The organism is Pseudomonas sp. GW821-FHT09D08, from assembly GCF_059416305.1.
Genome location: NZ_JBWKOX010000001.1, coordinates 126782 through 149607, shown reverse-complemented (window position 1 = coordinate 149607; position 22826 = coordinate 126782). Strand labels below are relative to the sequence as shown.

The following is a 22826-nucleotide window of genomic DNA, read 5'->3' as shown; positions in this document are numbered from 1 at the left end:
ATGCGTTATCTATCCCGTCATCCCGTATTCGGTTGCACGCTTGTGTGCACCCTGGCGCTCGGCGCTATCAGTCAGGTGCACGCTTATGAGCTGTACAGCGATGAGAGCCGTCACCTCAACGCCGACATGACCGCGGTGTTCGGTCAGTTCAACAGTCGCAAGAACTACGATGGCACGCCGGGCGGCTCCAGTTGGCGTGAAGGCTTTATCAAGTATGGCTTGAGTGGCGACCAGGCACTCGGCGGCATTGGCCGCGCCTACGGGGCATTTGCCCTGGTCAGCTCCGCCACGTGGGGCGATGGCGATCCGGGTGGCAACAGCCTCGGCACCGAGCGCACCACGAAGATTGAAGACGCCTACCTGGGCTGGCGCTCCGGCGATCTGTTCCCGGCGCTCGGTCAAGACGGCGTGGATATTTCCGGCGGGCGCCAGGTGGTCAAGGTCGGCCGAGGGTTCCTGATCAACGACGATGGGCTGAACCCGGGCAAGGGCCCGGCGGATGGCACCTTGAACCGTGGGGGCGCCTACTACCTGGCGGCCCGGCACGCGTTCGACCAAACCGCGGTGGTGCGCCTGGGGGGGCAGGATGGCCTGCACGGCAGTGTGCTGTGGCTCAAGTCCGATAACCGTATCCAGGCCGAAACCGAACTGGCCGCCGCGACCCTGGACTACACCGCCCGGCCGGGGACGCTCGGCTTGACCTGGGTGCACGGCCTGGACGTGAACGATCAATGGGCCAGCGACTTTCAACGCCAGCGCAAGGGCATGAACATCTATAGCGTGCGCGGTGAAGGCGATGCGGGCATCAAGAACGTCAGCCTGACGTTCGAGTACGCCTGGCAGGACAAGGATGCGGGGCCTGAAAAAGCCTGGTACGGCGAGGCGGGCTACACCTTCGCCGATACCGCCTGGGCTCCCAAGGTGACGTATCGCTACACCCGCTATTCGCAGAACTGGGATGCACTGTTCACCGGCCAGAGCACGGGCTACGGCACCTGGTTCCAGGGCGAAGTGGCCGGCAATTACGCCGGGCCGTTCAACACCAATACCCGCACCCACCATGTCGGGCTGAAGGCAACCCCACTGGAAAACCTGAGCCTGGGAGCGCTGTATTTCGATTACGCCACCGTGCGTAAAAGCAATGCGTTGAACCTTGATGGCCGCGAGCTGGATGTGTACGCCGAGTGGGCGGTCAACCCGCACTTGATCATCACGCCGCTGGTGGGGCTGTACACACCCAGGCAGGACGCGACCACCGGGGGCAATCAGGTCGGCGGCAACGGCACCAACCTGTACAGCCAGTTGACGGTGGCCGTGCCGTTCTGAACATGACGCCTAGGGGGCGGTGTGGCTCGGCGGGTTGCGCATGTTTTCGGCAATCCGCCGGGTGGTGTCCATGACCATTTCGATCACGGTTTCCTGGCGCAGCAGCTTGAAGTTCTGGGTGGTGCCGACGGCCGACAGGCTGCCGACCACCTCGTCGAGGTCCGCCTGGATGATCGGCGCAGCGATACCGGTCAGGCCCAGGTTGAGTTCGTCGTGGGTCAGGCAGTAGCCGTCCTTGCGGATTTTCTTCGCGGCCCTGGAGAAGCCCGCCCAGTCATACGGGCTGTCCGGGTCGTTGGCCATGTGCTCGTCGAACAGGCGTTGCAGGCGGCGTCCTTTCTGGAAGGCGATCAAGACCTTCGATTGTGCCCCGCGGAAAAACGGCAGCGGTTGCCCGCGCCCGAACGCGAAGTGATAGGTGTCGGTGGGTTCGGCGATGTAGGTGTTGATGATGCGCCCGTCGTAAAACACGCTGGCGAACACCGCCAGGCCCGTTTGCGCCGACAGCTCGTGCATCAGCTCACGCCCGGCGAGAAGGATCGGGTCGTACTGGCGCATCATCCAGTCCAGCTCGATGACCCGCGGGCCCAGGCCGTAGCTGCCGGCGTCCACGCGGGTCAGCAGGCCGGCGTCACACAAATCCTTGACGTAGCGGTACACGGTCGCCCGTGACAGGCCCATGCGCTCGGCAATGGTGTCGGGGTCGATCTTCAGCATTTGCGGACCGAACAGGTCGAGGATGCTCAGCAATTTGCTCAGGCTGCTCATTGTGTTCCTAAAAGAAAGGGAAGGGCGCTTGTGGCGTACCCACGGGGACCCGGTTGCCCAAGCGCTGGCGCAACACTACCGCAGTGAGAGAAAAACGCAATCGCGGGTTAGCTTTTTAGGTTACTAAAACCTCATTAATCTCATTAAATGAGAAAAGCACACATAAAGTTCTTGTTGGTTGCGGATTTGTATGTGATAAATCTCATCACTGCAAACGCTCAAGCAAGAGGGCTGAAAATGAATGGTGCGCAACTGATAGTGAATGCGGCAGCGGCAAGCGGTATCGAGTACTGCTTCGCCAACCCCGGGACCACCGAGATTCCCCTGGTGGCCGCCATGGCCAGCGCACCTGCTCTCAAGCCGGTGTTGTCGCTGTTCGAAGGGGTCTGCACGGGGGCTGCGGACGGCTATGGCCGGATCGCCGGCAAGCCGGCCATGACCCTGACCCACCTGGGGCCGGGCTTTGCCAATGGCATCGCCAACCTGCACAACGCGCGTCGGGCCAATACGCCGATCGTCAACGTCATCGGCGATCACGCCTCCTGGCATGTCAACTACGATCCGCCCTTGGCCAGCGACATCCAGGCCCTGGCCGGTGCCGTTTCCGGTTGGGTGCGCACCTCGCGCACCGCTGCCGGTATCGGTGAGGATCTGCAGGAAGCCGTGCGTGCGGCCTGGCAGGCCAAAGGCCAGATCGCCAGCCTGATCCTGCCCATGGACCTGCAGGCCCACGCAGTGACCCATAACGGTGTATTCGCCCCTCTGCGCGCACCGGTTCGTCGGTTTGCCGGTGACCGGGTCGAAACCGTGGCGCAGGCATTGCGTGACGGCAAGCGGCTGGTGTTTATCGTCGGCGATGAGGGCTTGTCGGTCGCCGGCCTGGAAGCGGCGGGACGCCTGGCGCAACTGCCCGGCGTACGCCTGTTTGCCGAGACCTTTCCGCGCCTGAGCTACCGTGGCGGTGGCTTGCCCGACCTGGATCGCCTGCCGTATTTCCCGGAAGTGGCGATTGAAATCCTTGAGCAGTACGACCTGGTCATCTGTGCGGGCGTGCCGGAGCCCATCAGTTATTTTGGCTACGAAGGCATCCCGTCGCGCCTCGCCGAGCGTGAGCGCCTGCTGAGCCTGGCCGAGGTCGGTGACGATGTCGCCGGCGCGTTGACGGCGCTGGCCGATGCCCTGGCTGCACCGGCCTACGTGCCGACGCCGGAGGGGATCGAACTGCCGCCCGGCCATGCCGAACTGACACCGCAGTCCATTGGCCAAGTGCTGGCCGCGTCACTGCCCCACGACAGCATTGTCTCGGTCGAGGGCGGCACCTGCGGCTACCCGTTCTTTACCGCCTCCGCCCGCGCCGCGCGGCATCGGGTATTGACCAATACCGGTGGCGCGATCGGCCAGGGGATTCCGGTGGGGTTCGGTGCCGCCTTGGCGGAACGCGGCAATAGCGTGTTTTGCCTGCAATCCGACGGCAGCGCCCAGTACACCATCCAGACCCTGTGGAGCATCGCCCGCGAGCAGTTGCCGGTGGTGATCCTGATTGCCGCCAACCATCGCTACGCGATTTTGCAGAACGAACTGCGCCGTTTCGGCATGACCGAAATGGACCCCCAGGCCCTGCGCCTGACCGTGCTCGACAACCCGCGTATCGACTGGAAGGCCCTGGCCAAGGGCTACGGAGTACCGGCCTGCACGGTCAAGACCAATGCCGAACTGCAACGGGCCCTGGCCAATGCCAAGGCCGACCGTGGCCCTTGCCTGATCGAAATGGCGCTGTGAAGGAGTCGACTATGCATCAGCCCGAATTATTACCTGCCGTCCAGGCATTCCTGGCGCAGCCCGGTCGCCTGTTTATCGGCGGCACCTGGCAGGACGCCGCCGGCGGTCGTCGCTTTGCCGTGGAAAACCCGGCTACCGAACAGACCCTGGCCGAAGTCGCCCAAGGCGATGAACGCGATGTGAATGCGGCCGTCGCGGCCGCCCGCGCAGCCTTTACCGGCACGTGGGCCTTGCAGTCACCGGCGCAGCGCGGCCTGTTGCTGTTTCGCCTAGCCGATCTGTTGGACCAGCACCGCGAGGAGCTGGCGCAACTGATCACCCTGGAGAACGGCAAGCCTATCGCCAACGCGCGCGGTGAGGCGGCCAGCGCGGCAAACATCATTCGCTACTTCGCCGGCTGGCCCACCAAGATCGAAGGCAGCACGCTGCCCGTATCCCCGGCCAGCGGCGCGCCGATGCTCAACTATACGTTGCGCGAACCGGTGGGGGTCTGCGCGCTGATCGTGCCGTGGAACTTCCCGTTGACCATGTGCGTGTGGAAGCTCGGCCCGGCGTTGGCCACCGGTTGCGTGGCGGTGCTCAAGCCCGCCGAGCAGACCCCGCTGGTCGCGATCCGCCTGGTGCAACTGATCGAGGCCGCAGGTTTCCCCGCCGGCGTCGTCAACCTGATCACCGGCCTGGGCGCCGACACGGGTGCACCACTGGCACAGCACCCCGACGTGGACAAGATCGCCTTTACCGGCTCGACCCAGGTTGGGCGGCTGATCGCCCAGGCGGCTACCCGCAACATGAAAAAGGTCTCGCTGGAACTGGGCGGCAAGTCGCCGAACATCATCCTGCCCGACGCCGACATCGTGCGCGCCGCCAAGGGGGCCGCCGATGGGATTTTCTACAACCAGGGCCAGGTGTGCACGGCGGGTTCACGCCTGTATGTGCACGCCAGTGTGCTCGACCAGGTGCTCGAAGAATTGCAGCGCCATGCCGCCGCCTATGTGCTGGGTAATGGCCTGGACCCGGCCAACAGCATGGGGCCGCTGGTGTCCGCGCGGCAGTTGAACACCGTCAAGGGTTACCTGCAGCGGGGCCGGGAGGAGGGTGCCGAACTGATCTGTGGCGGCGAGCGCCCCGCGCACCTGGAGCGTGGGCACTTCATTCAACCGAGCGTGTTCCTCGACCGTGCCGAGCGCGCCTGCGTGGCCCGCGAAGAAATCTTCGGCCCGGTACTGACCGTCATGAGCTGGACCGACATCGACGACCTGGTGCTGCGCGCCAACGATTCGCCGTATGGCCTCGCCGCCGGCCTGTGGACCCGCGACCTGCGTTCGGCGCACCGCGTGGCGGCACAGCTCAAGGCCGGCTCGGTCTGGATCAACTGTTGGAACGTGGTCGATCCCTCTTCACCGTTCGGTGGCTACAAACAATCCGGCTGGGGCCGGGAAATGGGCAAGAACGTGATCGATGCCTACACCGAGACCAAAAGCGTGTTTGTCGATCTGGCCTGAACTGAATAATCACACGAGGTAATTGCTATGGATCTGGAATTGAAAGGCCGCGTGGCCATTGTCACCGGTGGCGGTATGGGCATCGGCAAGGAAGTCGCACGTTTTCTCTCCGAGGAAGGCTGCAAGGTGGTGATCTGCGCGCGGCGCATGGCGTTCCTGCAACTGGCGGCCGAAGAGATCAGTGCACAGACCGGCAATGAAGTACTGCCGCTGTTCTGCGACACCAATGACATGAAGGCCGTGTCGGAGATGGTCGAGGCGGCGCACAAGCATTTCGGCCGCATCGACATCCTGGTCAACGGTGCTGCGGCGCCGTCCGGCGTGGTGCGCAATGACATCGAACACGCCGGCGACGATGAGCTGCTGTCGGACCTCAACACCAAGGTGATCGGCTACTTCCGCTGCGCCAAGGCCGTGACCCCGCACATGAAGGCGGCCGGCTTCGGTCGCATCATCAACATCGGCGGCCTCACCGGGCGCAGCAGCAAAGTGCTTTCGGGCATGCGCAACCTGGCCATCGCGCACATGACCAAGACCCTGTCCGACCAGTTGGGCCCGTCGGGGATCACGGTCAACCTGATCCACCCGGGCGTGGTGGACACCCCGCATATCCAGGAGCTGTACGACCGCGAAGCCGTCAAGCAAGGCAAGACCGCGCAGCAGGTCGAGCAGGCCTACATCGACGCGACACCGATTCGCCGCACCCTCGCACCGATTGAAATGGGCTGGCTGATCGGCTTCCTGGCATCGCCAAAAGCCGGCGCAGTGACGGGCGAATCCATCGGCATCGACGGTGGCTTGACCCGTGGCATCTATATCTGAGGAGCATCTGTGATGAGTAACGGAACCCTTTTGGTCGCCACCGTCGGGCAAGCGGTGATCCGCAGTGCCGACGATGGCCGTACCTGGCATCGCCTCGGCCTGGGGCAAGACCTTGAGTTCGATGCTATTACCCGGTCGTTGAGCCTGCACCCCGACGCGCCCGAGGTGATCTACGCCGGCACGGATGTGGGCTTGTGCGTCAGCCACGACACCGGCGGCCATTGGCGGCGGGTCGATTCGCCGTTCAACGGCGAGACGGTGTGGAAAGTCGCCGTCGACCCCCAGGACGCCAAACGGATCTTCGTCGGCACCGGTGCACCGTCACGCGCCGTGTTGTGGCGCAGCCTCGACGCCGGCCTGAGCTGGGATCGCGCCCCGGTGGAAATCCCCGAGTTCTGCGACGGCGTCAGCCGCCCACGCCTGCTGGCCTTCGCCTATGACCCCACCGACCGCAACCAGCTGTGGTTCGGCCTGGAGGAGGGCGGGCTGTTCCATTCCCGTGACGGCGGCGACAGTTGGACCCGCGTCGACGACCGGCTGCTGTGGGACTACAACTCCGACGTCCACAACATCCTGGTACTGCCCAACCACGGCGAGAAAGTCATCGTGGTGGTCTGCGTCAATGCGGTGTACCGCAGCCTGGACGAGGGGCTGACCTGGACCGGCATCATCGGTCGCGAAGCCTTCGGCCTGTACTACATCCGCGCCATGAACGCGCCGCTGGGCACGCAGAACGAGCTGTACCTGAGTATTTCCGATGGCACCCCCGGCACCACCAGCAAGATCCTGGTGTCCCGTGATGCCGCACTCACTTGGAACGTGCTGCCGCTGCCACAGCAGCCCAACTCCTGTGTCTGGGCGATTGCCTTCAACCCGGCCAACCCGCGACAGATCGTGGCGGGCACCAAGTACGGGCATTTGTTCACCTCCGACAATGGCGGTGACGGCTGGCAGAAGCATTGGCGGGAATTCAGCGAGATCGCTGATGTGCTCTGGACGCCTGCGGTTGCGCAGATCAAGTCCGGGCATCAATCCATCGTCAAAAAGCACTGAGGGATAACGCCATGAAGATCGAGATCCTGCGGACTCACTTATCGCTGTGGGTCAGTGACCCTGACGTGTCGGCACGCTGGTACGCCGACATCCTGGGCATGCACGAAAGTGCCCGGGGCGAGAGCTGGGTCATGATGGCATTTGGCGGTAAGCACCACGACATCGCCCTGATTCGCGCCGACCCCGGCGCCCATCAAGGCGGGTTGGGCCTGCAGCACTACGGCCTGGAAATCGCCGGGGACATGACCACCCTGCGCCAGCTCTACGGCATGTTGCTGGGCAAGGGCGTCGAGGTGGTGAAGATCACCGATCACGAGATCGGCCATGGCGTGTATTTCAACGACCCCGACGGCAATCGCATGGAGTTCTTCCTCGAGACCGAACACGACGATGCGCGCGGCAAGGCCCGGTTCAAGGCCGCCGGCGCGCCGAGCCGACATTTCAACCTGGATCCACTCGACCCACTTTGAGGCAACCCTGATGAAAACCGCGAATTTTGCTACGTATCACATCCGCAAATGGTACAGCTTTGTCGAAGAAACCCTGGCCAACGAAACCGGCCAACTGGCCGATGGCGAGCCCCTGTTCAAGTACGCGATCGCCGCCGTGATCGCCAACCCCTATGCCGGTCGCTACAGCGAGTCGCTCGCCGAACTGGTCGACCCATCGCCGCTGTTGGGCGAAGAGTTCGGCCGGCGCATACAGGCACTGGCCGGTGCCCATGAGATTGTCAGCTATGGTAAGGCGATCCTGGTGGGCAGCGCGGGCGAATACGAGCACGGCAACGCGTTCCTGACCAACCCGGCGGCCGATCCGATTCGCGTCGCACTGGGCGGTGGCAAGTCGTGGGTGCCTTCCACCGGCAAGCGCGGCGGCCCGGGTTCGACCATTGACGTCCCCCTGGCGCACAAGGATGCGCTCTACGTACGTTCCCACTACGACAGCATGTCGCTGATGTTCGGCGACGGCCCCGCGCCGGACGAAGTCATCGTGATCTGGGCCTTCGCCACGCGCGGGCGCCTGCACGCACGGCTGGGTGGCCTGCGTGCCGAAGACATCCAGGGCGTTGACGGGCTGCACTGATGACACGCGTGCGGGCCTTGGTAACGCCGGTTTAAAACCACAACAAGAAAGCGGTGAACAGCGATGAAGCAGGAGAAGACCCAGGTTGTGATTGTCGGGGGCGGGCCCAATGGGATCACGGCCGCGCACTATATGGGGATGTACGGTATCGACTGCGTCGTCCTTGAGCTTGCCGACTGCATACTGCCTTACCCACGCGCGGTGGGCATGGATGATGAAGCGCTGCGCGTGTTGCAGGCGATCGGCATCGCCGAATTGGCAGTGCGTGACATGATCTGCGATGTGCCGCTGCGTTATTACAACGCGCGGGGCGTGTGTTTTGCCGAGGTCAAGCCAAGTGCCGCGCAGTACGGCTGGCCGATGCGCAACATCTTCATGCAGCAGTTGCTCGAAGGCACGCTGCGCGAAACCCTGGGGCAGCGCAGCACTGTGGTGTTGCGCCAGGGCCATGAAATGCTGGAGCTGGAACAGGATGGGGAGGGCGTGACCTTGCAGGTGCGCGATGCCCAGGGCGAGGTCTATCAGCTGCGCGCCGATTACGTGATCGGCGCCGACGGCGGACGCTCCACCGTACGCAAAAAGCTCGGCGTCGAACTGCTGGGGTTGACCCATGCGCGCAAATGGGTGGTGGTCGATACCGCCAATGACACCCTGGACGCGCCTTACACCGCCCTGCACGCCGACCCGCAGCGGCCCTTCGTGTGCATCTACCTGCCGTACCAGCAGCGGCGCTGGGAGTTCATGCTGATGGAGGGCGAGGACGAGGCGAAGATGTGTGACGAGAACACCATCCGCGACCTGATCCGTGGGCATATCGGCGACGCCGTGGACGCGCTGAATATCATCCGTATCCGCGCCTACACCCACCATTCGCGTGTGGCGGCGCGATTTGTCCAGGGGCGTGTGGCACTGGTCGGCGATGCCGCGCATATATCGCCACCCTGGGCCGGGCAGGGCCTTAATTCCGGGTTGCGCGACGTGGCCAACGTGGCCTGGAAACTGGCCGCGATCATCCAGGGGCGTGCGGCCCATGGGATCCTTGCCAGCTACGACCAGGAACGTCGCGGACACGCCACCGAACTGGTCGCCCTGGCCGACAATATGGGCACGGTACTGGGGCTGACCAACCCGTTGATGGCCGGCGTGCGCGACTGGTTGTTCCAGGCGGTGAACAGCGTCGATAACCTGCGTTCGCACCTGCTGGAGTTCAAATTCAAACCCAAGGCCACCCTCACCAAAGGGCTGGTCTATCACGAACGTGCCGAACTGCGTGAAGACGACCTGGTGGGCCAGCTGTTTGTGCAGCCGTTTATCGAAGACGCCCAGGGCCAGCGTCGGCGCCTGGATGACGTGCTGGGCAATTCCTATGCGGTGCTGGGTTACCGGGTCAATCCCCGTGAGCCACTGAGCGAAGACATGGCAAGGTTCTGGGCGCGCTGGGACACGCGCTTTATCCAGGTCAATCGCTCGCGCAGCGGCCTGGGCCGCCACCAGCCCTTGACGGCCACGGACGCCATCAGCGTGGAGGACGTGGATAACCGCCTCGGCGAATGGTTCTCCAGGGTGCGCGATTGCATCGTTGTGGTGCGTCCGGACCGGTTTGTTGCCGCCATCACCACGCCGGAGCGGCTTGACGCGGTATTACGCAAGTTAGCGGGGCAACTGTCATGAGCATCGATACGGGCGTATTGAGCCAGTTAGACCAGGCCACGCGTACGGTGCAAGCGATTGCGCCACTGGCCCCCGAGGCGTTGGACCTGCGCGGCGGCTACGCACTGCAACGCCAGGCGCTGGATGCGCGCCTGGCGGCGGGCGAACAGTTCAGCGGTTGGAAAATCGCCTTCGCCGGCAGCGCCGCGCAACGGCGCTTCGGCATTGACGAACCGGTGTATGGCGGCCTGACCGATCAGATGCGCGTGCCGTCGAACACGGCGGTGGCGCTTTCACGGTTGATCCAGCCCAAGCTGGAAGTCGAAGTGGCGATTGTGCTGGGTCGCAGCCTGGCGCCAGGTGACTACAGCGATGAGGAGATCCTGGCCGCAATTGCCGAGGTGGCACCCGCGTTCGAGATTGCCGACTGCCGTTGGCAGGAGTGGACGTTCGGGGTAGGGGCCTTTCTGGCCGACAACGCGGCGGCGGGCTTGTATTGCCTGGGACCCAGAACCGTTTTCGACCCTGTTGAACATGCCAACGTGGCGTTCCGCCTGGAATGCGCAGGCGCGATCTGCGGCGAAGGAGAAACCCAGGGCCGGGAAGATCCACCGCTGGCCAATCTGTGCTGGCTGATACGCCGGCTGCTGGCCGATGGTCAACCGGTGGAGGCCGGGCAGGTGGTGCTGTCTGGCGCGCTGTTGGCGCCGATGAATATCCAGCCCTGCACCTACCGCCTGCAGATGTTTGGCACGGAACTGGCTTTGCTTTTCACTGCGGACACTGCCGCAGTGTGAGCCCTAGCTGCCGTCAAGGATGACTCCAGTCCCCTTCAGGCCGATGACAACAACGGGGCCCCCGAGGAACGACCACCATGCTTGCCGAAGTTCGAACCTTCAATGACCCTCAACTGCACGCCGGTTCCATCCAGGGCTGGCAGCAGGTGTATGACCAACTGGGGCGTGGCTGCCTGACCAGTGGGCTGTGCCAATTGTCTGCCGAGCGCTTTCAGATCTTCCAGGAAGTGCTGGACAAGCGCGTGGTGCAGCGTGGCTTTGCGCCTAAAGGACGACTGTGCGTGGCCATGTCGTTGGGCAGTGCACCGGTGGTACAGGGGCAGCAGGTGGGCGCGCACAACGTGGTGCTGTTGCGCGATGGCGAGGAGTTTGTGCTGCATGCGCCCGAAGGCACGCATTTCTTCGCGCTTAACGTCGACACCGTACGTTTTGCCAAACTCGCCGCTTTCGAATTGTCCAGCGACCAACTCAAGCGCGTCACCACCCGTTCCCAGATTTGCGTGGATGACGCGTTACTGTTGCGGATACGCCAGCGTATCTACCCGCTGTTTCGTCACCTATTGCAACAGACGGACCCTATCAGTGCCTGCGCCGAAAAGATGCTCGAAGACGAGCTGCTTGGCGCCTTTCTCGACCTGTTCAGCAATGCCACCGACGAAGTGCGTTGTCGGCGTGGCAATTTCGCCGTGAGTGCGTACCTGGTCAAGCGTTGCCAGGAGTTGATTGATGCCAGCGGCGATACCCCGCTGAGCATCCTCGACCTGTGCGAACACCTGCGGGTCAGCCGGCGCACCCTGCAGAACAGTTTCCAGGCGGTGACCGGCATGCGTCCGCTGGAGTACCTGCGCAACCTGCGCCTGAATGCGGTGCGCCGACGCCTGATTACAACGCCGGCCTGCAGCCAGAACGTCGGTGATGTGGCGGTGGCGATGGGCTTTTTCCACCTGAGCCACTTTGCCGCCCATTACCGCGAGTTGTTTGGCGAGTCGCCTTCGCACACCCGGCGGGCGATCGGCTGAATAGACGAGGGGTCAGGCCGCCGTGTCATCCAGTCCCGGGTCCACGCGTTTGCCGATGTCCTTGAGCCGGGCCAATTGGTCGACCACGCTGGGGGCTTCATCCAGGCAACTGACGAACGTCCACAGGTACGTCATCACCGCATAGATATGGCCGGCCTTCACCGCGGGCGCCAGTGCCAACTGGCTGATGGCGACCACGAACAGCAGGGCCGCAAGGATGCCGATGGTGAGGAAGGCAACCGCCTCACGGTCCGACAGCCCGATACGCAGCCGCGACAGCACCTGATAGTGGCGGCGCAGCGTGGGGGCGCCGACCTTTTCCACCAGGCTGATTTCCTTTTCCAGGCGGTTGTTCAGCAGCTCATGCAAGCGCTGGTTGCGCCGTGCAAAGCCAGGCACCACCACCAGGCACAGGCCCAGCGCCACCAGGCACGCCAGGCCGACCCAGGGTTCGATTACCAGCAACATGGCCGCCGCACCGATGATCGAGACCAGCGCCGTCGCAATGGTGGGCACGTGTTTTTCGAAGAAATCGACGAACTCCCGTGCCAGCACCACCCGCGCGGCGGACGTTGAGGTGCTGTGGCGTTGCAGGCGCTGGTTAAGAATCACCGGCACGGCAAGGTCGGCGTAGATACGCGTAAAGGTGCGGGTGTCCAGGGCCCGTCGGGCGGCGCCCACCACCCAGAATCCGAGGACCACGGCGGCGTAGAGCAGGGCATTGCCGGTGTCACCACGGATAATCGCGTCGACGGCAAACCCCGCAAACAACGGGTAGGCCAGCAGCAGCGCGTTTTCCAGCGCCACCAGCGACAGGGTGCCGGACAATTTGCCGGGGTAGGCCTTGGCGATCGCCTTGAGTGTCTGGCTGGCGGATTGTTGACCGATTTTGCGGCTCTGCTCGATCAGTAGTGGAGGTGTGACGGAGGGCATGGGCCACCTGGTTTACGCAAAGTAGGGGGGCGGGAACTCAGGGTCCCGGTATAAAGACCGCGGGTGATGTCGAGCAGATAGCGCGTTTCCTCGGTCATCAGTAACAAGTCGATCTGCACTTCTTCGATCACGATTTCCAGGGTAATCAGCAGGCAAATCGCCGGCGCGGTAAATAACCAGTGGTAATAGGACTGGCTGAACAGCGATGCGACAACCCCCAGGACCCACAGTGACAACACCAGGCGTGGCGCCTGTTTCTGCAGGGGAATCCAGAAGCGCTGCAACCGCTTGAGCTTGGCGCTATAGAGCCGTACCGAGTCTTCAAGCAGTGCCACGTCAATCACGTTTCGATCACGATAGTTGAAAGGCATACAGGCAATTCCAGGCTGACTACAAGAGGCGGGTGTGTGGCCTGGTCATGGCGCGCGCAGGCAGCGCGCGATTCAACCAGGCCAGGTTGACTTCGTTGACTTGCACCCATTCGCCGTTCTGTGGAATCCCTTCGCAGCTCTTGAAAGCAATGCAGCGTCCTTGTGCGTCGAGCAAGGCAAAGTGGCGGTACCGATTGACCCTGAAAATACAGAGGCGCATGCCTTCACCTGGGGGCGGTTGGGGTTAGATGGCGACCAACTGGTCGGGCCAGCTCAGCTCGAACAAGGTGCCGCCGTTGTCGAGGTTCCGGCAGGTCGCGCGACCTCCATGGGATAGGGCAATCGCGCGTACGACGGCGAGCCCCAGGCCGCTGCCGCCCTGGGCGCGGGAGCGCGAGCTTTCGCCGCGCTGGAACGGCTCAAAGATGTGCGTTGCAAACGCTTCTGCGATCCCGGGGCCTTCGTCCGCGACACTCAAGGTATTCAGGCCATCCTGGTTGCCCAGGCGCACCGTGACGTTGCCGGGGGTTGCATGGCGTTTCAGGTTGTCGAGCATGGCCAGCAAGGCTTGGCGAATCCGCGCCGGATCACACTGCACAGGCCGTTCGAGCAGGTCCAGGTGCAGCACGAACCCGCAGGCCTGCAGGCCCGGTTCGAACAGGCAGGCGTCGGCCTTGATCTCCTCGGCCAGGTCGGCACTCTGGATCTGCACTTCGAGGTAGCCGTTGTCCGCCAGGCCCACGACCCGCAAGTCCTCGATCAGGCGCGTCAGGCCTTCGACCTGGCTCAGCAGGCTGTAGAACTGCGCCTGGTCCGGGGTGAACACGCCTTCCGCCAACCCTTGCAGGCGGCCGCGCAGGATGGTCAGCGGGGTGCGCAGTTCATGTGCAATCGCGGCGTTCCAGAACGACTGCTCTTGCGCCATGCGTTTCAAGCGTTGGGCCATGCTGTTGAAGTCATCCACCAGCAAGGTGGCCTCTGCCAGTGAGCGGTCGGACGCCGTCGCCCGGGCATCGAGGTCACCATCGGCGAGCCGGCGAAGGCTGGCTGCGACCGAGTTCAAGGGCATCAGAATGCGCCGGGACAGTTTGATCGCCACCACGGCGCCCACCGCCAGGCTGATGCAGGTGATCAGCGCCATCCAGGCCCACTCCATGCCGGTGGGCAGCCATTCGTCCACGTCCAGATCCGACGGCGGCCAGAACGTCCAGAGCAACGCGTAAAACACGTAGGAGCCGACCACGGCCAGGGCTATCACGCAGAGCACCACGGCGGACATCGACACGATGATCTGCCGGCTCAAACTGTTGGCGGTCTTCACGGCTGGCTCCCGAACCGGTAGCCGACCCCACGAATGCTGGCCGGTACGCCCTGGAGGCCGAGGTCTTCGATTTTGCGCCGCAACTTGCTGATGTGGCTGTCGACGGTGCGCTCCAGGCTGTCGCTCTCGGGCGAACACAGGGCCAGCAACTCGGCGCGACTGAATACGCGCTTTGGGGCCTTGGCCAGTTGCGCCAACAATCTGAACTCGGTCACCGTCAGGTTGAGCCTGTGCGTGTGGGCACCGATCTGCACGCTGACTTCATGGCTGTCGATGTCGATTTCAAAGGCATTCACCCGCAGCACGCGCTGGCGGGCGCCGTAGCCATGATCGAGGGAGCGACGCAGCACCGCCTGGGTCCTGGCGACGACCTCGGCGGGGTTGAACGGCTTGACGATGTAGTCGTCGGCACCGATGCGCAGGCCCATGAGTTTGTCCATGTCCTGGTCCTGGGCGGTCAGCATGATCACCGGTGTGGTGCCCCGGTGGCGGATCTCGGCCAGGACCATCCAGCCATCCAGCTTCGGCATCAGCACGTCCAGCAGCACCAGGTCGGGCTTGAGGGATTGATGCAGTTCAAGGGCACGGCGCCCATCCAGGGCATGGGCGGTCTGGAAGCCGCTGCGCTTGAGATAGGCCGCGAGGATGTCGGCGATTTCCGGCTCGTCTTCGGCGATCAGTACCAACGCCTGGCGTGGGGCCGCGAGGTCCGTCGGTGTCGATACAGGGTGTGATTCAGTCATGGTCGGCTCGGTCGTGCTGTTCGGTCATCGCAGTATGGCGAATTACCATGGGGCGACGAAGGCTACTGTGCACCACGAGCATGCGCTTTCATGGGAGGTTTTATGGAGAAACGATGGAGACGCGGGTTTATTCGCAAACAGCGTGATCAGGCGTAGCTGATCCTGTCGGTGTAGGCGTTTTGCGTCATGGTGCGCTGGTAGTCGCAGGGGGTGGTGCTGACCAGTTTCTTGAAGTCGCGCAGGAAGTGGGATTGGTCGGAAAACCCCAGGTCGAGGGCCAACTGCGAAAACGATACATCGTGCTGGGTATTGAGGGTGTCCAGGGCCGCCTGGCAGCGGATGATCCGGCAAAACGCCTTGGGTGACATGCCGGTGTCCTGGTTGAACTGGCGGTGCAGGGTGCGGCTGGTGTAGCCGCTGAGGTCTTCGAGTTGCTGGATGCGGATATCACCGCGATGGTGCAGCGCCTGCTGGATGATCATGGCGGTGAGTCGCGACGTCTTGCCCATCAGGCGCGGGGTCAGGTAGTCGTTGAACAGCCGCATCTGGTCGCCCAGCAACGGGGCCTGGACGATGCTTTCGAAGAGGCGTTGGGCGAACTCGGAGACTTCCAGCAGATCGAGCTCCCGCTCGGTCAATTCTTCGGCCAGTACATTGACGAAACCGGGAATCACACCCGGCGAAAAGCGCACGCCGAAATAGTGGTGGTGCTGGTGCAGCTCGACCGCCTGGGCCACCAGCGGGGTGCCGCAGATGCGCGCAGTCGGTCGCGTCGCATCACAGTCGAACAGGATATCCACGCAGCCATCCGGCACGGCCAGCAGGTTGTTCGATTGCGCCACATCGAAGGCATAGAAATGCGAGATTGCCGGGTGCGCGGACGGCATCACTGAATAGCGTGAAGAGTTGAGCACGAACCAGGGTTGTTCGTTCGCGGTGTGGAGCCGGGGAGTCGGCACACTCGGTTTGATCATGGTTGTTCCTTGGGCAGGCAGCGCCAGGGAAAAATCAACGCATTAATCGCGCCAACTATCGTCATGCCCGACTGAACGGCATGTCCGAAATTTACAATACCGCCGCCATCCCCCGCCCGATACTCGATCTCGACAGCGTGGAGCTGCGCCTACCGCAGCGATATCACCTTCAGCGCGAGAATAACTATGTCTGCAACTACAAAAATCGATTTTATCTACCTCTCCGAGCAGGACATGATCCGCGCGGGTGTGACCGACATGCTGGCCTGCGTGAACACCATGGAGGAAATGTTCGGCCTGCTGTATGCCGGTGACTACCGCATGGCCGGCCCGAACAATGATTCCCATGGCGCGATGGTGATTTTCCCGCAGGATTCGCCGTTCCCGAACATGCCCAAGCCCACGGCGGATCGGCGCATGATGGCCATGCCGGCCTACCTGGGCGGCAGCTTCTGCACCGCCGGGGTGAAATGGTACGGCTCCAATATCGCCAACCGCGAAAAAGGCCTGCCGCGTTCGATCCTGATGTTCACCCTGAACGACCCCGACACCGGCGCGCCGTTGGCCCATATGTCGGCCAACCTGCTGTCGGCGTACCGCACCGGTGCGATCCCCGGCGTGGGCGCACGCCACCTGGCGCGCAAGGACTCGAAAGTCGTCGGCCTGCTTGGCCCGGGCGTGATGGGCAAGACCACCCTGGCGGCCTTCATCGCGGTGTGCCCGCATATCGACACCCTGAAGATCAAGGGCCGTGGCCAGCAGAGCCTCGACAACTTTATTGCGTGGGTGGAACAGACGTATCCGCAGATCACCACGATAGAGGTGGTCGACACCCTCGAAGCGGTGGTCCGCGACTCGGACCTTGTTACTTATTGTAGCTCCGGTGCCACGGGCGACCCCTCGATCTACCCAATTGTGCGGCGTGAGTGGGTCAAGCCAGGTGCCTTCCTCGCGATGCCGGCGTCTTGCTCCCTCGACGCGGGAATGGAGCAGCCCGACGTACGCAAGGTGCTCGACAACACCGGTCTGTACCAGGCCTGGTTCGAGGAATTGCCCAAGCCTGCGCATCACAACGTGCCGGTCATTGGCGTGCGCTTCATGGACATGATTGCCGAAGGCAAGATGCAGCTCGATGACGTCGAAGACATCGGCAAGATCATCGCCGGGGCCGCGCCTGGCCGCAGGAACGATGAGGAAATCATCATCATGTCGGTGGGCGGCATGCCCGTCGAAGACGTGGCCTGGGGCACGGTGGTGTACCGCAACGCCGTCAAGCACGGCATCGGCGTGACCTTGAACCTGTGGGAAACCCCGGAGCTGCGCTGAGCCGTAGCTTCATTCACTTTGACGAGGCATTCGACATGACAAAAATCACCAAGCTCAAGACCGGTTCACCGTTCGAAGACCAGGCCAGCTATTCGCGCCTGGTGTGCGTGGACAACTGGATCTACGTGTCCAACACCGCCGGCCGCAACCCCCAGACCAAGCTGATCCCGGAGGATGTCCTGGAACAGGCGCACCAGGTGTTCGCCAACATCGAATCGGCCCTCAAGGCTGTCGATTCGAGCCTGGCCGACGTGGTGTGTTCGCGGGTGTTCATCCAGGACCCCAAGGACGTGCCGGCCGTGATGGGCCTGATCGGCGAGAAGTTTCGCGGCGTCGACCCGGCCAGCACCGTGACCTGCCCGCCACTGGGCTCGACGGTCTACAAAGTGGAGCTGGAAGTGACGGCGTATCGCAACGCCTCGAAGGCGCAGGTCGACATCATTCGCCTGTCGCAATAATCGTCACGCGGCCATGCACAGGCCTGGCCGCCCTTATTCGTTTACCGAGTCCTGACCATGGCACCGACAATAGCGCCCGTGACAACCTCCACCGTGTTTCCCAGCGCGACCGCCGTCGTCATCATTGGCGGCGGGATCATCGGCCTCACGGCTGCGCTGACCTTGGCTGAGCGCAATATCGCCGTGGTGGTCCTGGAAAAAGGCCGGATCGCCGCCGAACAGTCATCCCGCAACCTGGGCTGGGTGCGCAAGACCAGCCGCCACGCGGCCGACATCCCGCTGGCCCTGGCCGCCGACCGCTTGTGGGCGCAGATGCCCGAGCGGGTAGGGGCGGATGTGGGGTATCGCCAGGAAGGCATCATGTTTGTCGGGCGCACCCCGGCGCAAATGGCAATGCACGAGGGCTGGCTCAAGTCGGTGGAGCATTTGTCGCTGGATTCACGCCTGCTCAGCAAGCGTGAGATCGACGCGCTGGTGCCAGGCGGCACGGGTGACTGGGCCGGCGGCATCTTTACCCCTTCCGATGCGCGTGCCGAACCGACGCTGGCCAGCAGCGCGATTGCCAGGGCCGCCATGGACAAGGGCGTGGTGATCATCGAGCAGTGCGCGGTGCGTACGCTGCAGATGTCCGGCGGCGCGGTCAGCGGTGTGGTCACGGAAAAGGGCGAAATCCGTTGTGATCATGTGCTGCTGGCGGGGGGCATGTGGTCGAGGCGCTTTTTGGGCAACCTCGGTGTGGCGTTGCCGACCCTGCCCCTGACCTGCTCGGTACTGCGTACCCACCCCATGGAGGGGCCGACGCAGATCGCGGTCGGCGCGCCGGACTTTTCGTTTCGCAAGCACAAGGACGGCGGTTTCATCATTACCCAACGGGGTAAGTTGGATGCGTTCCTGACCCTCGACCATCTGCTGCTCGCCAAGCAATACATGCCGCAGTTCCGTGCGCAACGCAGTGTGCTGAACGTGTCGCTGGGCAAGCCGTTCATCAATGACCTGGCCCTGGCGCGGCGTTGGCGCGCCGACAGCGTCAGCCCGTTCGAGCGCGTCAGGGTGCAGGATCCGGCGGCCAACCCGCGCCTCAATAGCGACGCGATGAACAACCTGATGGCGGCCTGGCCGGTGTTTGAACAGGCACGGATCGCCCAGGCCTGGGCCGGCACTATCGACGTGACACCCGATTCCAACCCGGTCATCGGCCCGGTCGCGCAGATTCCGGGGCTGACCGTGGCCACCGGTTTCTCGGGGCACGGCTTCGGTACATCGCCGGCGGCGGGTCATCTCGCCGCGGACCTGGTCAGTGGGCATGCGCCGATCATTGACCCAAGCCCTTATCGCTTCGACCGTTTCTAAAGGAGCAAGCCCATGCCTGCAGACAGCTGTTTCTTCACCAACCGTTCGGGCCTGCGCCTGCATTATTTGCGCTGGGGCGCATCGAGTGGCGTGCCCCTGGTGCTGTTGCACGGCCTGCGCGCCTATGCCCAGACCTGGGAGTCGCTGGTGCAATCCCTGGGGGAGGGCTACTGCATCTATGCCCTCGACCAGCGTGGTCGTGGGTTGAGCGACTGGGCCGAGCCCTCCACGTATCACACCCAATCCTATGTCGAGGACCTTGAGGATCTGATCGCCCATGTCGGCCTGCAACGCTTTGTCCTGCTCGGGCATTCATTGGGCGGCGCCAACGCCCTCGAGTATGCGCGGCAACATCCGGGACGCTTGCTGGGGTTGCTGATCGAGGACATCGGCCCCGGCTCTTCAACCCAGGGCGATGGCGCCGCACGTATCCGTCGCGAGATGGGCCAGACGCCGTTGCAGTTCGATAATTGGGACGCGGCCCGCGCGTTCTGGAAGGCTTCGCGCCCAGGGTTGTCGGAGCAGGGCCTGGCGTCGAGGCTGGCACATTCGATGCAGGAGCGCGACGGTGTGATTGGCTGGCGCCATGATCAGCAGGGGATTGCCCAGGCCCGCCTGAGTATCGAGCCGACGGACCTGTGGCCAGCGGTGCGCGCGCTGGATTGCCCCAGCCTGTTCATTCGCGGTGGTCGCTCGGACTTCCTGCCGCCGGCGACGCTGCAGGCGATGAGGGCCAGCAACCCCCATGTGCGGACGGTGGAGGTCGCCGACGCGAGCCACTATGTGCACGACGATCAGGGCGCGGTGTTCAACGCGCTGATTGCAGGCTTTCTGGCGAACCTTGACCCGTCGAGGCAATGAGCGGCGGCTGCCCGCCAATGTCGATATCAGGCACCGGCGTGCCGCTATGAGGCTATTTTTGCGGCGCGCAGGCCGCGTACTGTGACCCGTCATTAAGAAATGATGATCGCCTGACCTTCCAGTCAGTACGTCTTAACGTCGATCACAGAGAATAAAAAACAACGATGAATAGCCTGATTTCCAAGGATTCCAACGGCCAGTTGGCGCAGGGCTTCAAGCCGCGTCATGTCACCATGCTCTCCATTGCAGGCATTATCGGCGCGGGGTTGTTTGTCGGCTCCGGGCACGCCATTGCGGCGGCGGGGCCGGCGGTGATGCTGGCGTATCTGTTTTCCGGCCTGTTGGTGGTGCTGGTCATGCGCATGCTGGGGGAGATGGCGGTGGCCAACCCCGACACCGGCTCATTCTCGACCTACGCCGACCAGGCCATCGGCCGCTGGGCCGGGTTTACGATCGGCTGGCTGTACTGGTGGTTCTGGGTGCTGGTGATTCCCATCGAAGCCCTGGCCGCCGGGCATATCCTCAACCAGTGGTTCCCGCAGATCGACGCTTGGCTGTTCGCCTTGTTGTCGATCTTTTTGTTGGTGGTCACCAATTTGTTCAGCGTCTCCAAGTACGGCGAATTCGAGTTCTGGTTTGCCATGGCCAAGGTGGTGGCGATCATCGGCTTCATCGGCCTTGGCGGCGCGGTGCTGATGGGCTGGATTCCCGAGCGGGAGGCCAGCGGCTTGAGTCGCCTGATGGAAGAACACGGCGGTTTCGCGCCTAACGGCCTGTCGGCGGTGGTCGGGGCATTCATTACCATCATGTTCAGCTTTATCGGCACGGAAGCCGTCACCATCGCGGCTGCCGAGTCCAATAACCCGGCGCAGAATATCGCCCGGGCCACGCGCTCGGTGATGTGGCGCATCGGTGTGTTCTACGTGTTGTCGATCTTCGTGGTGATTTCCGTGGTGCCGTGGAATGACCCGCTGTTGGCGTCGGTAGGCTCTTATCAGCGCGCCCTGGAGCTGATGAACATTCCCCATGCCAAGTTACTGGTGGACGTGGTGGTGTTGATTGCCGTGGCGAGCTGCATGAACTCGTCCATCTACATTGCTTCACGCATGCTGTATTCCCTGGGCAAACGTGGGGATGCGCCCACGTTGATGAAAAAGACCTCCGCCGCGAGTGTGCCGAGGGCCGCCGTGATCGCCAGCACGATCCTTGGGGCTGGCGTGACCTTGCTCAGTTACTTCATGCCCGCTGGATTGTTCCAGTTTCTGCTGGCCAGCTCGGGCGCCATCGCCTTGCTGGTGTACCTGGTGATCGCCGTGTCGCAACTGCGCATGCGCAAGGTCCTGCAGCGCCGCAATGTCACCCTGACGTTCAAGATGTGGCTGTTTCCCTGGCTGACCTGGGTGGTCATCGTCTTCATCTGTTGCGCATTGGCGGTGATGCTGCTGACGCCTGAGCACCGCTTCGAGGTGTCGTCGACCATCGGCCTGGCGTTGCTGATTTCCCTGGTCGGCGTGATCACGGCGCGACAGCCTGAAGGCACCCAAAAACCGATCCCCCTGGCTTCGCGCCCATGAACCCCCGGCCGGTCACCTGTTTGGTATTCGTGCTGCTGGATCAGTTCACCCTGATCTCGTTGGCGTCGGCGGTAGAGCCGCTGCGCATGGCCAACCAACTGTCCGGCCAGGAGTTGTATCGTTGGCACACCGCCAGTGTCGACGGTCATCCTGTGTGGGCCAGCGACGGCATGCCCATCACGCCGGACTGTTCCATAGCCGCTGCGCCCTCTGCGGATATCGTTGTGGTGTGCGGCGGCACGGGTATTCAACACACCCTGAGCGATGAGCTGATGAAGTGGCTGCGGACCCAGGCGCGTTATTCGAAGCGCCTGGGTGGTATTTGTACCGGCAGCTGGGTATTGGCCCGGGCGGGGCTGCTCGACGGGTTTGAATGCAGCGTGCATTGGGAGTGGCTGGCGGCCATGCAGGAAGCCTTTCCACGGGTGAGCCTCAGTGCCAGCGTGTTCACCCTCGACCGCGATCGCCTGACCAGCTCGGGCGGCACCGCGCCCATGGACATGATGCTGCACCTGATCGGGCGTGAGCATGGGCATGAGTTGTCGGCGGCGATTTCGGACATGTTCGTGTACGAGCGCATGCGCAACGAGCAGGATCATCAGCGCGTGCCGCTCAAGCATATGCTCGGCACCCAGCAACCGAAGCTGCAGGAAATCGTCGCGCTGATGGAGGCCAACCTGGAAGAACCGATCGACCTGGATGAATTGGCCGAGTACGTGGCCCTGTCACGCCGGCAGCTTGAGCGCATGTTCCAGAAGTACCTGCACTGTTCGCCCTCGCGCTACTACCTGCGGTTGCGGCTGATCCGTGCGCGCCAGTTGCTCAAGCAAACCCCCATTTCGATCGTGGAGCTTGCCTTGCTCTGCGGGTTTGTGTCCACGCCGCACTTCTCCAAATGCTACCGCGAGTACTTTGGCGTGCCGCCCAGTGACGAGCGCCTGGTGACGGCGGGCGAGCGAGCCGTCATGTTGAAGCCGATGATTCGCGCCGTACCGGTGCCGATGCCGATGCCAATGAGTGCCCTGGAGCAGGCGCGAGGGGAGTCGACCTTTGCCAGTGTCCGGCTCAAGGCCAGGCGCTGAGAGTACGTTGAGTGGCGCTGATCAGCGATGCTTG

Annotated in this window: 23 protein-coding genes; 16 read left to right on the top strand and 7 right to left on the bottom strand. The window is 63.2% G+C overall.

Going from position 1 to position 22826, the window contains the following annotated elements; all coding sequences use genetic code 11:
- Complete coding sequence (locus tag AC07OP_RS00585) at positions 1-1326, top strand: hypothetical protein (RefSeq protein ID WP_495101475.1); 1326 nt, start codon at positions 1-3, stop codon at positions 1324-1326.
- Between the two features lie 9 nt (positions 1327-1335).
- Here the strand turns inward: AC07OP_RS00585 and AC07OP_RS00580 are convergent, their stop codons facing one another.
- The gene (locus AC07OP_RS00580) at positions 1336-2094 is read right to left on the bottom strand and encodes an IclR family transcriptional regulator (protein WP_065941646.1); all 759 of its coding nucleotides are present in this window, start codon (positions 2092-2094) and stop codon (positions 1336-1338) included.
- A 237-nt stretch (positions 2095-2331) separates the two neighbouring features.
- Here AC07OP_RS00580 and AC07OP_RS00575 point away from each other — a divergent pair, with 237 nt between their 5' ends.
- The 9 genes from AC07OP_RS00575 (at position 2332) to AC07OP_RS00535 (ending at position 11799) form a co-directional block, all read left to right on the top strand.
- The gene (locus tag AC07OP_RS00575; protein ID WP_495101474.1) at positions 2332-3873 is read left to right on the top strand and encodes an acetolactate synthase large subunit; all 1542 of its coding nucleotides are present in this window, start codon (positions 2332-2334) and stop codon (positions 3871-3873) included.
- A gap of 11 nt (positions 3874-3884) precedes the next feature.
- A complete protein-coding gene (locus AC07OP_RS00570) occupies positions 3885-5375 on the top strand; it encodes an aldehyde dehydrogenase family protein (protein WP_405125800.1) in 1491 nt (496 codons plus the stop codon).
- A 27-nt stretch (positions 5376-5402) separates the two neighbouring features.
- Positions 5403-6197, top strand: a complete 795-nt coding sequence (locus AC07OP_RS00565) for an SDR family NAD(P)-dependent oxidoreductase (protein WP_027606679.1) — start codon at positions 5403-5405, stop codon at positions 6195-6197.
- Between the two features lie 12 nt (positions 6198-6209).
- On the top strand, positions 6210-7250 hold the full coding sequence (locus AC07OP_RS00560) for a WD40/YVTN/BNR-like repeat-containing protein (RefSeq protein ID WP_065927435.1): 1041 nt from the start codon (positions 6210-6212) through the stop codon (positions 7248-7250).
- A gap of 11 nt (positions 7251-7261) precedes the next feature.
- Entirely contained in the window at positions 7262-7720 is a 459-nt protein-coding gene (locus AC07OP_RS00555) for a VOC family protein (RefSeq protein WP_012724261.1), read from the top strand.
- Between the two features lie 10 nt (positions 7721-7730).
- The gene (locus tag AC07OP_RS00550; protein ID WP_027606677.1) at positions 7731-8333 is read left to right on the top strand and encodes an amino acid synthesis family protein; all 603 of its coding nucleotides are present in this window, start codon (positions 7731-7733) and stop codon (positions 8331-8333) included.
- Positions 8334-8396: 63 nt separating this feature from the next.
- Positions 8397-10004 (top strand): bifunctional 3-(3-hydroxy-phenyl)propionate/3-hydroxycinnamic acid hydroxylase, encoded by a 1608-nt coding sequence (locus AC07OP_RS00545; protein ID WP_495101473.1) that lies wholly within the window; start codon positions 8397-8399, stop codon positions 10002-10004.
- The gene (locus tag AC07OP_RS00540; RefSeq protein ID WP_065941640.1) at positions 10001-10780 is read left to right on the top strand and encodes a 2-keto-4-pentenoate hydratase; all 780 of its coding nucleotides are present in this window, start codon (positions 10001-10003) and stop codon (positions 10778-10780) included. The genes AC07OP_RS00545 and AC07OP_RS00540 overlap by 4 nt, the downstream gene beginning before the upstream one ends.
- Positions 10781-10857: 77 nt before the next feature.
- Positions 10858-11799, top strand: a complete 942-nt coding sequence (locus AC07OP_RS00535; RefSeq protein WP_495101472.1) for a helix-turn-helix domain-containing protein — start codon at positions 10858-10860, stop codon at positions 11797-11799.
- Positions 11800-11811: 12 nt separating this feature from the next.
- Here the strand turns inward: AC07OP_RS00535 and AC07OP_RS00530 are convergent, their stop codons facing one another.
- The 6 genes from AC07OP_RS00530 to AC07OP_RS00505 form a co-directional block, all read right to left on the bottom strand.
- Positions 11812-12732, bottom strand: a complete 921-nt coding sequence (locus tag AC07OP_RS00530) for an ABC transporter six-transmembrane domain-containing protein (protein ID WP_495101471.1) — start codon at positions 12730-12732, stop codon at positions 11812-11814.
- A complete protein-coding gene (locus AC07OP_RS00525; protein ID WP_065927440.1) occupies positions 12705-13103 on the bottom strand; it encodes a hypothetical protein in 399 nt (132 codons plus the stop codon). Before AC07OP_RS00525 ends, AC07OP_RS00530 begins: the two co-directional genes overlap by 28 nt.
- 19 nt (positions 13104-13122) lie before the next feature.
- Positions 13123-13323 carry a hypothetical protein gene (locus AC07OP_RS00520; RefSeq protein WP_065941636.1) on the bottom strand — a complete coding sequence of 67 codons (201 nt, stop codon included), beginning with the start codon at positions 13321-13323 and terminating at the stop codon, positions 13123-13125.
- Positions 13324-13347: 24 nt separating this feature from the next.
- Positions 13348-14424 carry an ATP-binding protein gene (locus tag AC07OP_RS00515; protein ID WP_065927442.1) on the bottom strand — a complete coding sequence of 359 codons (1077 nt, stop codon included), beginning with the start codon at positions 14422-14424 and terminating at the stop codon, positions 13348-13350.
- Positions 14421-15167: a response regulator gene (locus tag AC07OP_RS00510; RefSeq protein ID WP_495101470.1), complete on the bottom strand. Its 747-nt coding sequence runs from the start codon at positions 15165-15167 to the stop codon at positions 14421-14423. Before AC07OP_RS00510 ends, AC07OP_RS00515 begins: the two co-directional genes overlap by 4 nt.
- A gap of 146 nt (positions 15168-15313) precedes the next feature.
- Positions 15314-16141: an AraC family transcriptional regulator gene (locus tag AC07OP_RS00505; RefSeq protein ID WP_495101469.1), complete on the bottom strand. Its 828-nt coding sequence runs from the start codon at positions 16139-16141 to the stop codon at positions 15314-15316.
- Positions 16142-16327: 186 nt separating this feature from the next.
- Between AC07OP_RS00505 and AC07OP_RS00500 the strand changes: the two genes are divergently transcribed.
- From AC07OP_RS00500 to gbdR, 6 genes are all read left to right on the top strand, one after another.
- A complete protein-coding gene (locus tag AC07OP_RS00500) occupies positions 16328-17467 on the top strand; it encodes an ornithine cyclodeaminase family protein (RefSeq protein WP_146476295.1) in 1140 nt (379 codons plus the stop codon).
- Between the two features lie 35 nt (positions 17468-17502).
- Positions 17503-17925: a RidA family protein gene (locus AC07OP_RS00495; RefSeq protein ID WP_495101468.1), complete on the top strand. Its 423-nt coding sequence runs from the start codon at positions 17503-17505 to the stop codon at positions 17923-17925.
- Between the two features lie 57 nt (positions 17926-17982).
- On the top strand, positions 17983-19275 hold the full coding sequence (locus AC07OP_RS00490) for an NAD(P)/FAD-dependent oxidoreductase (protein WP_495101467.1): 1293 nt from the start codon (positions 17983-17985) through the stop codon (positions 19273-19275).
- 12 nt (positions 19276-19287) lie between these two features.
- Entirely contained in the window at positions 19288-20136 is an 849-nt protein-coding gene (locus tag AC07OP_RS00485) for an alpha/beta fold hydrolase (protein WP_495101466.1), read from the top strand.
- Between the two features lie 164 nt (positions 20137-20300).
- Positions 20301-21710, top strand: coding sequence for a GABA permease (gabP, locus tag AC07OP_RS00480; protein ID WP_495101465.1), 1410 nt, complete (start codon positions 20301-20303; stop codon positions 21708-21710).
- Positions 21707-22792: a choline metabolism transcriptional regulator GbdR gene (gbdR, locus tag AC07OP_RS00475; protein WP_495101464.1), complete on the top strand. Its 1086-nt coding sequence runs from the start codon at positions 21707-21709 to the stop codon at positions 22790-22792. Before gabP ends, gbdR begins: the two co-directional genes overlap by 4 nt.
- The last annotated feature ends 34 nt before the right edge of the window (positions 22793-22826 follow it).

Excerpts from the sequence above, each read along its gene's own strand:
- AC07OP_RS00510 (WP_495101470.1), bottom strand. The coding sequence starts at position 15,167 with ATGACTGAATCACACCCTGTATCGACACCGACGGACCTCGCGGCCCCA.
- AC07OP_RS00570 (WP_405125800.1), top strand. The coding sequence starts at position 3,885 with ATGCATCAGCCCGAATTATTACCTGCCGTCCAGGCATTCCTGGCGCAG.
- AC07OP_RS00555 (WP_012724261.1), top strand. The coding sequence starts at position 7,262 with ATGAAGATCGAGATCCTGCGGACTCACTTATCGCTGTGGGTCAGTGAC.
- AC07OP_RS00495 (WP_495101468.1), top strand. The coding sequence starts at position 17,503 with ATGACAAAAATCACCAAGCTCAAGACCGGTTCACCGTTCGAAGACCAG.
- AC07OP_RS00520 (WP_065941636.1), bottom strand. The coding sequence starts at position 13,323 with ATGCGCCTCTGTATTTTCAGGGTCAATCGGTACCGCCACTTTGCCTTG.
- AC07OP_RS00565 (WP_027606679.1), top strand. The coding sequence starts at position 5,403 with ATGGATCTGGAATTGAAAGGCCGCGTGGCCATTGTCACCGGTGGCGGT.
- AC07OP_RS00505 (WP_495101469.1), bottom strand. The coding sequence starts at position 16,141 with ATGATCAAACCGAGTGTGCCGACTCCCCGGCTCCACACCGCGAACGAA.
- AC07OP_RS00535 (WP_495101472.1), top strand. The coding sequence starts at position 10,858 with ATGCTTGCCGAAGTTCGAACCTTCAATGACCCTCAACTGCACGCCGGT.
- AC07OP_RS00525 (WP_065927440.1), bottom strand. The coding sequence starts at position 13,103 with ATGCCTTTCAACTATCGTGATCGAAACGTGATTGACGTGGCACTGCTT.
- AC07OP_RS00485 (WP_495101466.1), top strand. The coding sequence starts at position 19,288 with ATGCCTGCAGACAGCTGTTTCTTCACCAACCGTTCGGGCCTGCGCCTG.
- AC07OP_RS00500 (WP_146476295.1), top strand. The coding sequence starts at position 16,328 with ATGTCTGCAACTACAAAAATCGATTTTATCTACCTCTCCGAGCAGGAC.
- AC07OP_RS00585 (WP_495101475.1), top strand. The coding sequence starts at position 1 with ATGCGTTATCTATCCCGTCATCCCGTATTCGGTTGCACGCTTGTGTGC.
- AC07OP_RS00580 (WP_065941646.1), bottom strand. The coding sequence starts at position 2,094 with ATGAGCAGCCTGAGCAAATTGCTGAGCATCCTCGACCTGTTCGGTCCG.
- AC07OP_RS00575 (WP_495101474.1), top strand. The coding sequence starts at position 2,332 with ATGAATGGTGCGCAACTGATAGTGAATGCGGCAGCGGCAAGCGGTATC.
- gbdR (WP_495101464.1), top strand. The coding sequence starts at position 21,707 with ATGAACCCCCGGCCGGTCACCTGTTTGGTATTCGTGCTGCTGGATCAG.
- AC07OP_RS00560 (WP_065927435.1), top strand. The coding sequence starts at position 6,210 with ATGAGTAACGGAACCCTTTTGGTCGCCACCGTCGGGCAAGCGGTGATC.
- AC07OP_RS00490 (WP_495101467.1), top strand. The coding sequence starts at position 17,983 with ATGGCACCGACAATAGCGCCCGTGACAACCTCCACCGTGTTTCCCAGC.
- gabP (WP_495101465.1), top strand. The coding sequence starts at position 20,301 with ATGAATAGCCTGATTTCCAAGGATTCCAACGGCCAGTTGGCGCAGGGC.
- AC07OP_RS00530 (WP_495101471.1), bottom strand. The coding sequence starts at position 12,732 with ATGCCCTCCGTCACACCTCCACTACTGATCGAGCAGAGCCGCAAAATC.
- AC07OP_RS00545 (WP_495101473.1), top strand. The coding sequence starts at position 8,397 with ATGAAGCAGGAGAAGACCCAGGTTGTGATTGTCGGGGGCGGGCCCAAT.
- AC07OP_RS00550 (WP_027606677.1), top strand. The coding sequence starts at position 7,731 with ATGAAAACCGCGAATTTTGCTACGTATCACATCCGCAAATGGTACAGC.
- AC07OP_RS00540 (WP_065941640.1), top strand. The coding sequence starts at position 10,001 with ATGAGCATCGATACGGGCGTATTGAGCCAGTTAGACCAGGCCACGCGT.